Annotated in this window: 5 protein-coding genes; all 5 read left to right on the top strand. The window is 38.3% G+C overall.

All coding sequences use genetic code 11. The annotated features are described in order from the left end of the window. The first annotated feature begins 221 nt into the window (after positions 1-221). Positions 222-4340 (top strand): TIM-barrel domain-containing protein, encoded by a 4119-nt coding sequence (locus ABEG11_RS00285; protein WP_348822195.1) that lies wholly within the window; start codon positions 222-224, stop codon positions 4338-4340. Positions 4341-4478: 138 nt separating this feature from the next. Then, the gene (locus tag ABEG11_RS00280; RefSeq protein WP_348822194.1) at positions 4479-7289 is read left to right on the top strand and encodes a TIM-barrel domain-containing protein; all 2811 of its coding nucleotides are present in this window, start codon (positions 4479-4481) and stop codon (positions 7287-7289) included. Positions 7290-7535: 246 nt separating this feature from the next. Beyond that, complete coding sequence (locus ABEG11_RS00275) at positions 7536-9731, top strand: RICIN domain-containing protein (RefSeq protein WP_348822193.1); 2196 nt, start codon at positions 7536-7538, stop codon at positions 9729-9731. A gap of 125 nt (positions 9732-9856) precedes the next feature. Further along, positions 9857-12400: an RICIN domain-containing protein gene (locus ABEG11_RS00270; protein WP_348822192.1), complete on the top strand. Its 2544-nt coding sequence runs from the start codon at positions 9857-9859 to the stop codon at positions 12398-12400. A 106-nt stretch (positions 12401-12506) separates the two neighbouring features. Continuing rightward, positions 12507-15758, top strand: a complete 3252-nt coding sequence (locus ABEG11_RS00265) for a TIM-barrel domain-containing protein (RefSeq protein ID WP_348822191.1) — start codon at positions 12507-12509, stop codon at positions 15756-15758. Positions 15759-15761 lie beyond the last annotated feature (3 nt).

The following is a 15761-nucleotide window of genomic DNA, read 5'->3' as shown; positions in this document are numbered from 1 at the left end:
AACGGTCTATAAGCAAGTGTTTTTTCTCCTGTATAAAAAGTGTGGTCTGGAAAATCAGAAGACGGATTATAGCAATAGAGCTCATACTTATAAACTAAAAGTGAAAAATGTATTTGATCAGATGAAATGTGGATGGAAAGAAAACCATAAAATGCTAAAAATGATTCGAAAAAAATCTTTTGGATTAATAATTTTTGAAAGCAATAAAAAATAAAATACTTATGAAACAACGAATTACACAGCTTATGTTTGTTTCTGCATTAATACTGAATGTGTTCATATCCTGGAGCCAGACTTCGAATATGGCTGGCGACAATATTGCAGTTTTTTACCCAAACAATTTTAATGCATCAGAGACATTGCCGTCTCTTATTTTTACAAATGATTTAACAAATCAAGGAAGTGTCCCTTCATCATGGGCAGTAAAACCTGCATTTAGTGTTGTAAATGGCAAAAGCGTGGTCAAAATTGCCTATACAGGAAATGTAGATTTTTATGGCAATGGCGAAGTGTCGGGGCCTCTAAAACGCAATGACTCCCAAGTAACTTTATGGAATAGCGAGGCACCAAATTATTGGATTGATAATGGAACCCGCCTTTATCAGTCTCATCCGTGGATTATGGGTGTCCGTCCTGATGGTACTGCTTTTGGTATCATTGCAGATCATACCTGGAAACAGTCTTTTGTAATATCGAATCCCATAACAATTACATCTGAAGGTCCTCAATTCAGGGTGGTGGTTATTGAACGGAAGAGCCCGCAGGAATTACTGAAAACGCTTGCAGATTTAACGGGCAAAATAGAGCTTCCAGCCTTATGGACACTTGGCTATCAGCAGAGCAGGTTTACTTATTTTCCTGATTCAAAGGTAAAAAGCATTGCCGATGAATTCAGGAGCCGAAAAATCCCTTGCGATGTCCTTTGGATGGATATTGATTACATGGACAAGTTTAAGATATTTACTTTTGAACCAAATGCATTTAGTGATCCCAAAGGCTTGAATGATTATTTGCATACTAAAAATTTCAAAGCCGTATACATGATTGATCCTGGTGTAAAAAAAGAAACAGGGTATTTTGTTTACGATCAAGGAAAAGCAGGTAATCATTGGGTACAAAAAGCTGATGGTACAGAATTTAATGGTCAAGTATGGCCAGGTGATGTTGCCTTTCCTGATTTTACCAGACCTGAAACTAATAAATGGTGGGCTGGATTGTATAAAGATTTCATGAGAAAAGGCATAGACGGAATCTGGAATGATATGAATGAACCTTCTGTGTTTGAAACTCCAAACAAAACCATGCCTGAAGATAATTTACACCGAGGCGGCGGGGATATGCCTGCGGGAAGCCACTTAAGATATCACAATGTCTACGGTTATATGATGGTCAAAGCAAGCCGTGAAGGAATTATTGCTGCTAATCCGGATAAACGTCCATTTGTTTTGTCGCGTTCTAATTTTTTGGGTGGACAGCGATACGCAGCAACATGGACAGGAGATAATTCATCTACCTGGGCGCATTTAAAGTTATCAGTTCCAATGTCTATAACATTGGGCCTTTCTGGCCAGCCAATTTCTGGCGCTGACATTGGTGGTTTCAACAATGATTGCACGCCCGATTTATTGGGACATTGGATGGCTCTTGGAGCTTATTACCCTTTCTCAAGAAATCATGCTGCAAACAACTCTGTTAATCAGGAGCCTTGGGTTTTTGGTTCGAAAATTGAAAATGTTTCCCGGACAGCTGTTAATCGCAGATACCGTCTTCTTCCTTATATGTACACATTGTTAAGAGAAGCTTCGCAAACAGGAATGCCTTTGATGAGACCCGTTTTTTTTGCCGATAATACTGATTTGAGCTTACGGAATGAACAGCAGGCTTTTATGGTAGGAAAAGATTTATTGGTAGTTCCCAGATGGGCTGTCAATCCAAGCCTGCCAAAAGGAAACTGGAACAAAGTTAAGCTCGAAAGTACCGAAGATGATAAATACCAGGCGCTGTTATATGTAAGACCAGGCTCAGTAATTCCAATTACCGAAGTGGTTCAAAGTACAGCAGAATACAAAAGTGACAATATTACCTATTTGATAAATCCATTAGAAGATGGAACAGCCACAGGCGAAATCTATCACGATGATGGAGATGGATTTGGGTATAAAACAAATGACTTTGCAGTTCATGGAATTAATGTAACAAAACACAATGCCGATTCATTAAAAGTTGTAATCAATCAGACAGCTGGAGGCAAAAATATAAACCGCACCAGCAGGATAGGATATGTAACTGACAACGGGATAGTATATTCAGCGTGGTCTGCAAGCAGTGTGCGTTATATACCATTAATAAAAGACAATGATGAAAACATTGATTTAGGCCTGGTAAATACAATGTTTATGAAAGGAAGCTTTAACGCAAATCTGACTCCGATGGTAAATGCTGGCGAAAAAAAATGGAAGTTTGATGCCCTTAACCTCAAGGCTGGCCAAACCTATACATTGAAATTTATTCAGACAAAAAACGGAAATGGATTAGAATGGGGGGGAGCAGCAGGATTATCAGGAAAAGCTGTTGAAACTCCAGACAGCAATAATACAATCTCCTTTACTATAAACACCAATGGCAGTTATAGTGTAACGTTTGATGAGTCAACGTTAAAATACAGCATTCAAAAAACACCTGCAATTAATTCATTATCTATTGTTGGAGATGCTACTGACCTGATGAATTTTGATATGTTAGGATTATCTATGGTCCAGTCGCTCGAAGATTTAAATGTTTTTACATGGACAGGCCATTTATTTCCGACTAACGGCAAAACCGAGGGGAAATTTAAATTCCACAGCGGTACAGGAGGACAATGTGATGATGTATGGATTTATTCACTCTCAGCAGATCAGCCTTTGTCTTCATCATCAATGGTGATTGCAGATGGCTGTTCGTATCCAGACAATAAGTGGAAAGTGAATGCGGGCGAAAACGGCACGTACAAAATAACAGTTAATGTTTCTACGAAAGTGATAAAAATAGAAAAGCTTAATGATTTTGCTACTTTGTCTATAACAGGAGATGCCACTTCAATTGGCTGGAACCCGAAAGGCTTGCCAATGGATCATGATCTGAATACCCCCAATATTTTTACATGGACTGGAAAGCTGTCTGCAAGCGATGGTACTTCGCAGGGAAGATTCAAATTTCATTCAGGGCCTAATAATTGGTGCGATGATACCTGGATGTATGCCTCAGTAGCCGATCAATCTTTATCTTCAAAGACATACGAAATATTTCCAGGTTGCTCTGGACCAGATAATAAATGGAAAGTAAAAGAAGGAGAAACAGGCACCTATAAAATTATTGTTGATGTTGCTGCCAAGACAATCAATATAAACAAAACTATTACTTCGTTGGCAATAACGGGCGACGCTACCTCAGCTGGATGGGATCCCAAAGGGCTTACAATGCAGCAATCCACTGATAATCTGAATGTTTTTACATGGACAGGAAAATTATCGGAGGGAAAATTAAAGTTTCATTCAGGGTTAAATAATTTCTGTGACGATATCTGGTTAAATTCAGTTACAGATAATCAGTCAATATCTGATAATAATTTTATAATAGTTGACGGATGTGCTAAAGATAATAAATGGCAGATAAAAGCTGGAGAAACAGGAACATATAAAGTAACAGTTGATATTGAGAGTAAAAAAGTAAGTTTCCAAAAAACAATACTAGAGTCACTCTCAATTGCAGGTGATGCAACTCCAGCGGGAACTGATACTAAAGGCCTGCTGATGGAGCAATCTGCAAATGACTTAAATGTTTTTACATGGATAGGAGCATTGACAGCTTCAAATGGTACTGCCGATGGAAAATTCAAATTTCATTCAGGAAGCGGCATCTGCGAGGATGTATGGCTATATGCACCAGCTCCAGATGGAGCCCTTTCTGGCACTGCATTTACAAAGGCTGATGGATGTATGAATCCAGATAATATGTGGAAAGTGCCTGCAGGACAATCAGGTATCTATAAAATAACGGTCAATTTAGGTACCAATAAAATAAGTATTCAGGATTTATCAGGAAGTCTTGGACTGCCAAATACTGCAGCAGCTAAACCCCTGAATTATATTTATCCAAATCCTGTAGAAAACACACTTTTCTTTAGTACAAAGATGACAGGAATTACTGTTAGTGTTTTTTCTTCAAGCGGAAGCTTAGTCTTAAAACAAAAAGTAGATGATAACAATGGTGTCGATGTTTCTAAATTGACTGCAGGAACCTATTTTATAACAATGAATAAAGAAGGAAATAAAATCACAAAAAAATTCCTTAAAAAATAAAATCGAAGGTCAAAGGAAAATGAGTTTTATAAAAATCATTTGTAAAAGAGGCAAACGCATATTCAATTATCGGATTGTGATAAATGCTTCAAAATATACTAATACATACAGATTATATCAATATTAAATTTTGCAATTATGAAAAAAGGCTTTAAACAATGTATATTAACTTTCGTATTGGCATTTTGCCTTTCCATATCCTGGAGCCAGACTTCAAATATGGCTGGAGATAATATTGCTGTTTTTTATCCAGACAACTTTAATCCTTCGGGAACATTACCCTCTTTGATTTTTACAAAAGATTTTGTTAATAAAGGAAAAATACCTGCCAAATGGGAAATAAAACCGCTTTTCAGCATAGAAAATGGTAAGAGTGTTGTAAAAATTCCCTATACAGGCAATATTGATTTTTACGGAAATGGGGAAGTGACAGGAGCGCTGCGGCGCAATGGTACCAATGTCACTTTATGGAATAGTGATAGCGGTGCATTTTCTGTTGATAATGGCAAGAGGCTATACCAGTCTCATCCTTGGATTATGGGAGTTCGTCCAAATGGAACTGCCTTCGGAATAATAGCAGACAACACCTGGAAACAATATTTTGAGATTTCAAACCCAGTTAAAATAACTTCCGAAGGGCCAGGTTTTAGAGTTATCATTATCGAAAGAAACTCTCCCGAAGAATTAATCAGGACACTGGCTGATTTGACAGGAAAAATGGAACTTCCTGCTCTATGGACACTTGGTTACCAGCAAAGTAGGTTTTCCTATGTTCCTGACACAAAAGTAATGAGTATTGCCGATGAGTTTCGTTCAAGAAAAATCCCTTGTGATGTGCTCTGGATGGATATTGATTATATGGACAATTACAAAATATTCACATTTGACCCCAAAGGTTTTGCCAATCCTAAAGGCTTGAATGACTATTTGCACAGTAAAAATTTCAAATCAGTGTTCATGATTGATCCTGGAGTAAAAACTGAGAAAGGATATTTTGTATATGATCAGGGAACTGCTGGAAACCATTGGGTAAAAAAATCGGATGGAACAGAATTTACAGGTAAAGTATGGCCTCCTGTGGTTTCTTTCCCCGATTTTACAAGACCCGAAACACGTTCCTGGTGGGCTGCATTATATCCAGGTTTTATGGCCACAGGAGTCGATGGAATTTGGAATGATATGAATGAGCCTTCGGTATTTGACGGGCCTGGAGGAACTATGCCCGAAACAAATCTGCATTCTGGAGGTGCTGGACTTCCGGCAGATTCGCACTTAAGATATCATAATGTGTATGGATTCCTTATGGTAAAGGCAAGCAGGGAAGGAATTGCCAAGTCTAATCCAGACAAAAGGCCTTTTATATTGTCCCGTTCCAATTTTCTTGGAGGACAAAAATATGCAGCAACATGGACCGGAGACAACGTATCCAGCTGGGATCATTTAAAACTGTCTATACCAATGTCTATTACTTTAGGATTGTCCGGACAGCCTATTTCAGGACCCGATATTGGAGGATTTTTAGGAAACTGTACCGGAGATCTGCTTGGACACTGGATGGCTCTGGGAGCTTATTACCCTATATCACGAAATCACTCTGTAGCAGGATCTGTAGATCAGGAACCGTGGGCTTTTGGACCAGAAATCGAGAATGTTTCGCGTACAGCCATTAACCGCAGGTATAAATTAATGCCTTATTTATATACGCTGCTGCAGGAAGCTTCACAAACAGGAATGCCCTTAATGAGACCTGTTTTTTTTAGCAATTTTGCGGATCAGAGCTTACGTTCAGAAGAACAGGCTTTCCTGCTTGGAAAAGATTTATTAGTTGTTCCAAGATGGGCAGTAAACCCCAATTTGCCAGAAGGAAACTGGAACAAGGTAAAACTTGAAACGACGGATGACGATAAATATCAAGCACTTTTATACGTAAGGCCAGGAGCAATAATCCCTACTGGTGAAGTTATCCAAAGTACTGCTGAATACAATAGTGATAAAATCACCTATTTGATGAATCCATTAGAAAATGGTACTGCCGAGGGTAAAATTTATTTTGATAATGGAGAAGGATTTGGGTATAAAACCAATGATTTTGCCATGCATAAAATTACAGCAGCAAAACACAATGCTTCCACATTAAAAGTTGTTATCAGTCAAACCGAAGGAAATAAAAAAGTCAGCCGAACAAGCAGAATTGGATATGTAACTGACAATGGAATTGTATATTCTGATTGGTCAACAGATGATGTCCGTTATATTCCGATCATAAAAGATAAAAATCCCGACATTGATTTGAGCATGATCAAGTCCATGTATCTGGAAGGAAGTTTCAAAGCAGGACTGCTTCCGATGAAAAATGCTGGTGAAAATAAATGGAAGCTCGACTCGCTTATTTTAAAAGCTGGACAAAAATACACATTGAAATTCATTCAAAGCAAAAACAAGCCCAGGTTAGAGTGGGGAGGTGCAAAAGGCTTAAGAGGCAAAGCTGTTGAAAAAGCTGCTGACGCAATTTCATTTTCAACAGATAAAGATGGCTATTACAGCGTGATTTTTGATCAGTCAACATTAGGTTATATAATTCAGAAAACACCAACTCTTACATTGTCTATAGTGGGCGATGCGACTTCAATAGGCTGGGATCCAAAAGGGCTTCCAATGCAGCAGTCTGCAGATGATTTAAATATTTTTACTTGGACTGGAACATTATCTGCAGCCAATAATGGCACAGAGGGTAAATTTAAATTTCACTCTGGTACCAATGGTTTCTGCGATGACGTCTGGCTGTATTCAACATTTGCCGATCAGTCTTTATCCGATACCACATTTACAAAAGCCGAAGGATGTACTTCACCAGATAATAAATGGAAAGTACAGCCAGGTGAAACAGGAACATATAAAATTACCATCGATTTGAAAACAAAAAAAATAAGCATTACAAAAGAGCAATAACTTATGCCAGTTCAATAACTGACAAAACTGTTTTTATCTAAATCGAGAAGAGGACATGCTTTTTTTGCTGCAGGAATTAGAAATCAGTACTGTTTCTTTTCTCGGTTATTTAGTTTTAAAAATAGAAAGTTAAAAATAATAGATTCAGATGTTTATAAATTAAAGCCATGAGTTATACTCGTGGGTTTTTAGAATAGTTGCCCTTTATTTTATCATTTAATTATTAATCTTAAAAAAAAGAAATTTATGAGAGAAAAACTATCTAGAACTAGAAACACAGGCGTTCTTTTGTTTCAGCTATGTGTTTCCAATTTATTTGCGCAGAAAAATAGTTATAACCTGATTGAAAAAGCAAGGCTTCGTTTTGCAGCATTGCTGGTATTTATATCTATAACGGCTGCAGCACAGGCGCAGCTTAGCGGCAATCCTCTATTTACAGGTGCTGATCCCGAAATTCATTACTTTAACAACAAATATTACATCTATACTACTGCCACTTATGGTACGCAGTTTCATGCCTATTCTTCAAACGATCTTACCAATTGGTACGATGAGGGCCTTATTTTTGACCTCTTTCCGGACAGTCCTTGGGCGCAGTATAACGGATGGGCTCCTGCAGTGGTATACCGAAATAACAAATATTATTTTTATTACACTGCTGAGACTAAAATAGGATTAGCAGTAGGTAATACTCCTATTGGACCATTTACGGATATTGGAGCTCCGCTTATTGGAACAGATCCTTATACAGATGATATTATTGATGCCAATGTTTTTATTGATGATGATGGACAGGCCTATATTTATTATGGAGGATCCGGCAAAAGCCGAATGGTAGTACGTAAACTAAATCCAGATATGGTTTCTCTGGCCACGGGACCTGCAGATATAACTCCCCCAAATTATACTGAAGGTCCTTATATGGTAAAGCGCAAAGGTATTTATTATATGATGTATTCTAATGGATCCTGGTTTAATGATACTTACAATGTGCAGTATTCAACTTCCAGTACTCCTATGGGGCCTTGGACTTATAGAGGGAAAGTACTCAGCTCAAATTCCGAAGACAAAGGGCCGGGGCATCATGGTGTGCTAAAGATGGGAAATTGTGATGAGTATTACATTGTTTACCATCGATATGAAAACGGAACCTCTGGCGATCGAAAAATTGCAATTGACAGAATGTATTTTAATTCTGCTGATTTGATTGAACCAGTAAATATGACTAATTACGGCGTTCCCCCTAGAATTCCAGATCAATCCTGTCCTGCACAAAGTATAGTTTCTGGAGGTATTTATAAATTAACGCACAAAGGAACTAATCAATGTCTGGATGTTTTTAATAATGGAAACCAGTCAGGAACTAATGTACAGCAAAGTACAGATAATGGCAGTGATGCACAGCGCTGGGTAGTTACTCAGGAGCCAGATGGTTCTTATAGGCTGACTCACAAAGGAACTAATCAATGTCTGGATGTATCCCAAAACAGCAGTGCGCAAGGCGCTAATGTACAGCAATGGCTTGATAGCAATACCGATGCACAACGCTGGAAGATAGAAAAAATGTCCGATGGTTATTATAAACTGATTCATAAAGGAACCAACCAGTGTCTGGATGTAGACAATAACAGCAGCCAGTCTGGAGCAAATGTGCAGCAATGGACTGATAATCCAAATACCAATAATGATGCACAGCGCTGGAAAATGGATTTGATTGAAGTTCCAATTGTTTCTGGAGGCATTTACAGGCTTACTCATAAGGGTACAACTCAAAGCCTTGATGTGAGCGGTGGCAGTACGCAGCAAGGTGCAAATGTGCAGCAACATAACACTAATGAAACAGACGCACAGCGATGGGTCATAACAAAGGAATCTGATGGATTTTATAAACTGACTCATAGAAACACCAATCAGGTTCTGGATGTAGATAACAATAGCAGCCAGGCTGGTGCAAATGTGCAGCAATGGACAGATCTTGGTACTAATGCACAGCGTTGGAAAATCGAATTGATGAGTGACGGCTATTTCAAGCTGACTCACAAAAACACCAATTTATGTCTTGATGTTGTAAATAATCTTGCTGAGCCGGGAACAAATGTTCATCAATATACTGATAATGGAAATGATGCCCAGCGATGGAAACTGGATTTAATAAAATTGGCACCAGGTACAGCCAAAGTATCTAAATCGCAATTGAAATCGCAAAATCCAGATGAAGATACAGCTTTTAATATATATCCAAATCCAGCAGAGAACACACTTTTCTTTACCTCTGAAATAAAAGGAACTCGAGTTCGCGTTTTTTCTCAAACTGGGACCTTGGTTTTAGAACAAAAATTAACTGATAATAGTATAAATGTCTCTAGATTGGCGGCTGGAATTTATGTTGTTGATTTTGATAAGGATGGAAAAAAAGTTACAAAACGATTTATTAAAAAATAATTATCTAACACAAACTTTTGCTTTTTAAGCAAAGGATTCATTGAATAAACATCTCTAAAACCGCTCTTGTTTTAAGTTGAAAATTACTGGAATGGCTTTTAGGGGTGTTTTAATAAATAAAAATTATGATGCGAATTTTACAAAAAGAAAATAATTTGATCTGCCTGTTAAAATACCGGCTTGCAGTCTTTTTATTTTTTATATCATTGACTCAAGTGCTGGCTCAGACGAGCGGTAATCCTTTATTTTCGGGAGCCGATCCCGAAATTCATTATTTCAATAACAAATATTATATCTACCCCACAGCAGCTGCGGGTAAGCAATTCCATGCTTATTCCTCAATTGATTTAACCAGCTGGAAGGACGAGGGAGTTATTTTTGATATTGGCCCTCAATGCAGCTGGGCTGATAATAATGGCTGGGCGCCTGGGGTTGCTTATCGGAATAATAAATATTATTTGTACTATACCGCCGAAGTAAAAATTGGGGTTGCAGTAGGCGATTCGCCCACTGGGCCTTTTACAGATTTGGGCACGCCGCTTATTGGTACTGATCCTTATACTGATGATATCATCGATGCAATGGTATTTATTGATGATGATAATCAGGCATATATTTATTATGGAGGATCTGGCAAAAGCAAATTGGCTGTACGCAAATTAAATCCTGATATGATTTCATTGGCCACGGCTTCTACAAATATTACACCTCAAAATTATACCGAAGGCCCCTATATGGTGAAGCGGAAAGGTATTTATTATATGATGTATTCAAATGGATATTGGGGCAATGACAGTTACAATGTGCAATATTCAACTTCAAACTCTCCTATGGGACCCTGGACATATCAAGGACAGGTACTCAGTTCAAATGCTGAGGATAAAGGCCCTGGTCATCATTCTGTTATAAAGATGGGCGATTGTGATGAGTATTATATTGTTTACCATCGTTATGAAAATGCTTCGAGCGGAGACAGGAAAATTGCTATCGATCATATGTATTTTAATGCAAATGACTTGATTGAGCCTGTAAACATGACAAATTATGGCGTAAAACCAAGAGTGCCAGATAATACCTGTTCATCATTGCCTGTTGCGCCAATTGTTTCGGGAGGTATCTATAAGCTGATACACAAAAACACCAATCAGTGTTTAGAAACAGAGAATAATAGCAGCCAGCCTGGTGCCAATGTACAGCAAAATACAGATAACGGCAGCGATTCACAGCGCTGGGTTATTACTTTAGAGTCAGATGGACTTTATAAACTGATTCATAAAGGAACTAATCAGTGCCTGGAGGCAGATAACGGGAGTAATCAGCCAGGGGCAAATGTACTGCAGGGAACTGATACTGGCAGTGATGCCCAGCATTGGAATTTTGAACTTATGACCGATGGCTATTTTAAAATTACCCACAAAGGAACCAATCAATGTCTGGATGTCGATCAAAACAGCAATGCACCTCTTGCCAATGTAAGGCAATATACAGATAATGCAAGTGATGGGCAGCGCTGGAAATTGGAATTGATTGAGATCCCTGTCATCTCGGGAGGATTGTATAAATTGACGCATAAAGGAACAAATCAGGTTATTAGTGTCGATAAGGACAGTACAACTCCGGGAGCCAATGTACACCAATGGACAGATAGTGGCAATGTTGATGCCCAGCGATGGTATATTACTCTAGAAAGTGATGGATATTATCAGCTGAAGCACAAAGGGACAAATCAGGTCTTGGATGTTGATAATAATAGCGGTAATGACGGAGCCAATGTACACCAGTATACAGATACTGATAATGATGCACAGCGCTGGAAGCTGGATTTAATGCCTGATGGCTATTTTAAATTGACTCATAAAGGCACCAATAAATGCCTGGATGTCGCTAATGATCTTTCAGAACCTGGGACAAATATTCAGCAATGGTCTGATTTTAACAATAATGCACAACGCTGGAAACTTGATTTAATGCCTGATGTAAACCCTGTAACAGGCAATGGCAGTGGTTTGTCTGGAAACTATTTTAATGGAATGAATTTCGAAACACCAGTATTAAGCAGGGTAGATGAAACCGTAAATTTTGATTGGGGATTTGCTTCACCAGGTTCTGGCGTGAATCAAGACATGTTCACGGTACGCTGGAAAGGCCAGATTGAACCAAAATATTCTGGCGAATATACTTTTTATGTGACAAGCAACAATGGACGAAGACTGTGGATCAATAACCAGCTGATCATTGACAGATGGATTGATGATACAGGCGAAAATCGAGGTAAAATTTTCCTTGCAGCTGGCCAGAAATACGACATCAAATTAGAATATTTTGAAAACAGCAGTGCAGCTACCTGCAAACTGGAATGGTCCAATTTTTTGCAGGGCAGAGAAGTAATACCCAAATCCCAATTTTATGAAAGTACTCTGGGTATTGATAACCTCCAGTCCAGCCATGAAATTATGATAGCCAATCCTGTAGATCAGTTACTGCATATTACTTCGGATATTAGTTTATCAGCTGCAGATATCAAAATATTTGATATTCAGGGCAGGCTTTTAATCAATCCTGATAAATATAGTAGCGAATTGTATGTAGGGAATTTGAAGCAAGGCATTTATTTACTGCAGATTCAGATTGAAGGTGCAAAATACATTAAGAAGTTTATAAAAAAGTAGACCCATAATAAAAGTATTTGTTTTAAATTATGTCATTAATCACAAGTTCATCGCTTTTGACAGGACAGTTTAAAATATTTATTTATGATTAATTTTAAAATAGAATATGAAAACAAAACAATTTTTAGTTACAATTTTTTGCTTTGCTTCGGCAGCATTATTTGCACAGGAATTAAAGCCTGAAGCAAATCCGTTGGCGGTTGTAGTTTCGGGCAACGCTAGATTTACGGTACTTTCGCCACGTGTAATCCGCATGGAATGGAGTGCCGATGCAAAGTTTATTGACAATGCTTCGTTAACATTTGTTAATCGAAACCTCCCTGTGCCTGCTTTTACCAAAAAAGAAACGGATGGAGTACTCCAAATTAATACTGATGTAGTAAAACTTAAATATAAAACAGGTTCCGGCAAGTTTACCGAGAGCAATCTCAGTGTAGATTTTACTGTTAATGGCAAAACCACAACATGGAAGCCTGGACTTGCTAATACTAAAAACCTTTTGGGAACTACCCGTACTTTGGATGGAGTTGATGGTCCAGCCAAAGAATTGGAGCAAGGTATAATTTCGCGTGATGGATGGTATTTGATAGACGACAGCGAGCGTCCCCTTTTTGATAATTCCGAATGGTCTTGGGTAATGGCACGGCCAGCAGGGGATAAGCCACAGGATTTATATCTTTTTGCTTATGATTCTGATTATAAAACAGCTTTAAAGGATTACACCGATATTGCCGGCAAGATAGCTATGCCTCCAAGATTTGCTTTTGGCGCATGGTGGTCGAGATATAGAGAATATACCGATACTGAATTCCGTGAGCTTGTTGGTGAATTTAAAACCCATGATGTTCCCCTTGATGTATTTGTAATTGATATTGACTGGCACGTAAAATCATTGCCGGAATTCTTCAAGAACGGGCAAAGACAAAGAGATCAGGCAGGAGAGGATGCAGGATGGACAGGATTTACATGGAATAAGAATTTCTTTCCTTCGCCAGAAAAGTTTTTGAAATGGACAGACGAGCAGAATCTTAAAACCTGTTTAAATCTTCATCCAGCTTCAGGAATACAGCCTTTTGAAGAGGTATATCCTGAAATGGCAAAAGCAATGGGAATAGATCCAGCTACAAAAAAGTTTGTCCCTTTTGATATTACGGATAAAAAATTTGCTACTAATTATATGAATCTGGTGCTGCATCCTATTGAAAAAGCGGGTGTCGATTTCTGGTGGCTAGACTGGCAGCAATGGGGCAACACCAATATTCCAGGTGTTAACCCGACTTTTTACTTAAATTATGTACATTATAGCGACATGGAACGCCAGAATAAAGTACGTCCGCTTATTTTTCACCGCTGGGGAGGATTAGGAAATCACAGATACCAAATTGGATTCTCAGGAGATACACACGTAACTTGGAAATCATTAGAGTATCAGCCATATTTTACATCAACAGCGGCCAATGTTGGATTTGGCTATTGGAGTCATGACATTGGCGGACATCAGGGTGATGCCGGCTCTCCAGAACTTTATACAAGATGGATCCAATGGGGAATTTTCAGTCCAATATTCAGGACTCATGCAACTTCAATGCCTTGGCACGAACGCCGTATATGGGCATATCCTCTGGAAAACTTCCTTGTTATGAGAGATGCTTATCTGCTCAGGTATGCATTAGTACCTTATTTGTATAACGAAGCTCGCAATACTTATGAAACGGGAGTTTCGACTGTTCACCCGATGTATTACGATTATCCTAAAGACGAAAATGCATATACTATCCCTAACCAGTATATGTTTGGAAGAGATATGATAGTACATCCAATTACAAAGCCTATTGAGCAGGGAAATATCTTTCTTTCGCACGAAACCTGGCTGCCTGAGGGCAAATGGTACGAATACAGTACGGGAAGCATCATAGACGGAAACAAAAAAGTTACTATGCCTTTTACTTTGGGAGATATTCCTGTTTTTGTAAAAGAAGGAGCTATTATTCCAATGCAGCCAAAAGCATCAAGAACCGATGAAAAACCGCTTAACCCGCTGATACTTTCTTTCTTTCCAGGAAAAAAAGGATCGTTGAGGTTATATGAAGATGAAGGCAATAACAATAATTTCAAGAAAGATGCTTTTAGTTATACTCCAGTTAGTTTTGAGCGTACAGGAAATACAATGAACATTGCTATCGCACCTGTTGAAGGCTCATTTCCAGGAATGCTGACATCAAGAGGTTATGAACTTCGTTTTCCTTGCTCATTTCCTCCAGCCCGGGTAACTGTTAATGGGCAAAACATTCCATACAGTACTGTGGCTAAAGCAGGAACCTGGACCTATGCAGGAAATGATTTTGAAACACAGGTATATTTGCCAGAATTTGCAACCAATACTAAAGTTTCAGTTCAGGTGCAGTTTCCAGATTATGACCAGCAGCTTCTTTCAGGTAAAAAGGCACAGCTTAAATACATGAAAAAATTCGAGACTTTCCGTGTAGAGCACAATTGGAATGACGGATTATATGATGCTTCGGGGATTATATCGCTTTCTCAATTTGGACAAAGCCTAGAATATAATCTTGCAGATATTAAATCTGGAATTGACAAGTTTGACAATCGCTGGAATAATGCTCTTTTGCTGATCCAGTCAGCCAGCGAAACAAATAAGGATTTCAAGCCCTATTATGAACTGCTCAAAAAATATGGAAATATTGCCGAAAGACCAGAATTTAAAACTGCCGAAAGCGCATTGGATTCTGGAGCGAAAGCCAAAATCGAATTTGTAAACAAAGGAACCGACAAAATATATTATACAACTGATGGATCTGTTCCGTCTCGCAATTCTAAACTGTATACAAAAGCGATAGAAGTTCCAGTTCCGGTACGTGTAAACGCTATAGCATGTCCAGAAGGGAACGGTGCCTGCAGTTCGGCAGTTTCCAAAATATTTTTTAATAAAAAATCTGGATTAAGCTATAGTCTGTACAAAGGTGCGTGGGATAAAATGCCCGATTTCAGTACGCTTACTCCAGTTGATAAAGGATATGTTCCTGATTTTGATTTAGGTAAAATTAATCACGAAGCCAATAATTATGGTGTAGTTTATAACGGATTCATAAATATCCCTGCCGATGGTAAATACACTTTCTACATCGCATCAGATGATGGCAGTAAATTTTATATCAATGATCAATTGCTTATAAACAATGATGGATCGCACGCATTTGAAGAAAAAAGTGCATCACTTACTTTGAAGAAAGGTTCATACCCAGTTAAGGTAGAATTTTTCCAAGGGAATTATGGGCAAGGCCTTACAGTAGATTTTTCTTCAGATAAGATGGCTAAGACAAGTCTTTTTTCATCTTTTTAAATG

It is taken from the genome of Flavobacterium aestuarii (genome assembly GCF_040049115.1).
Taxonomy (GTDB): Bacteria; Bacteroidota; Bacteroidia; order Flavobacteriales; family Flavobacteriaceae; genus Flavobacterium; species Flavobacterium aestuarii.
This window is presented reverse-complemented; position numbering and strand designations above follow the sequence as displayed.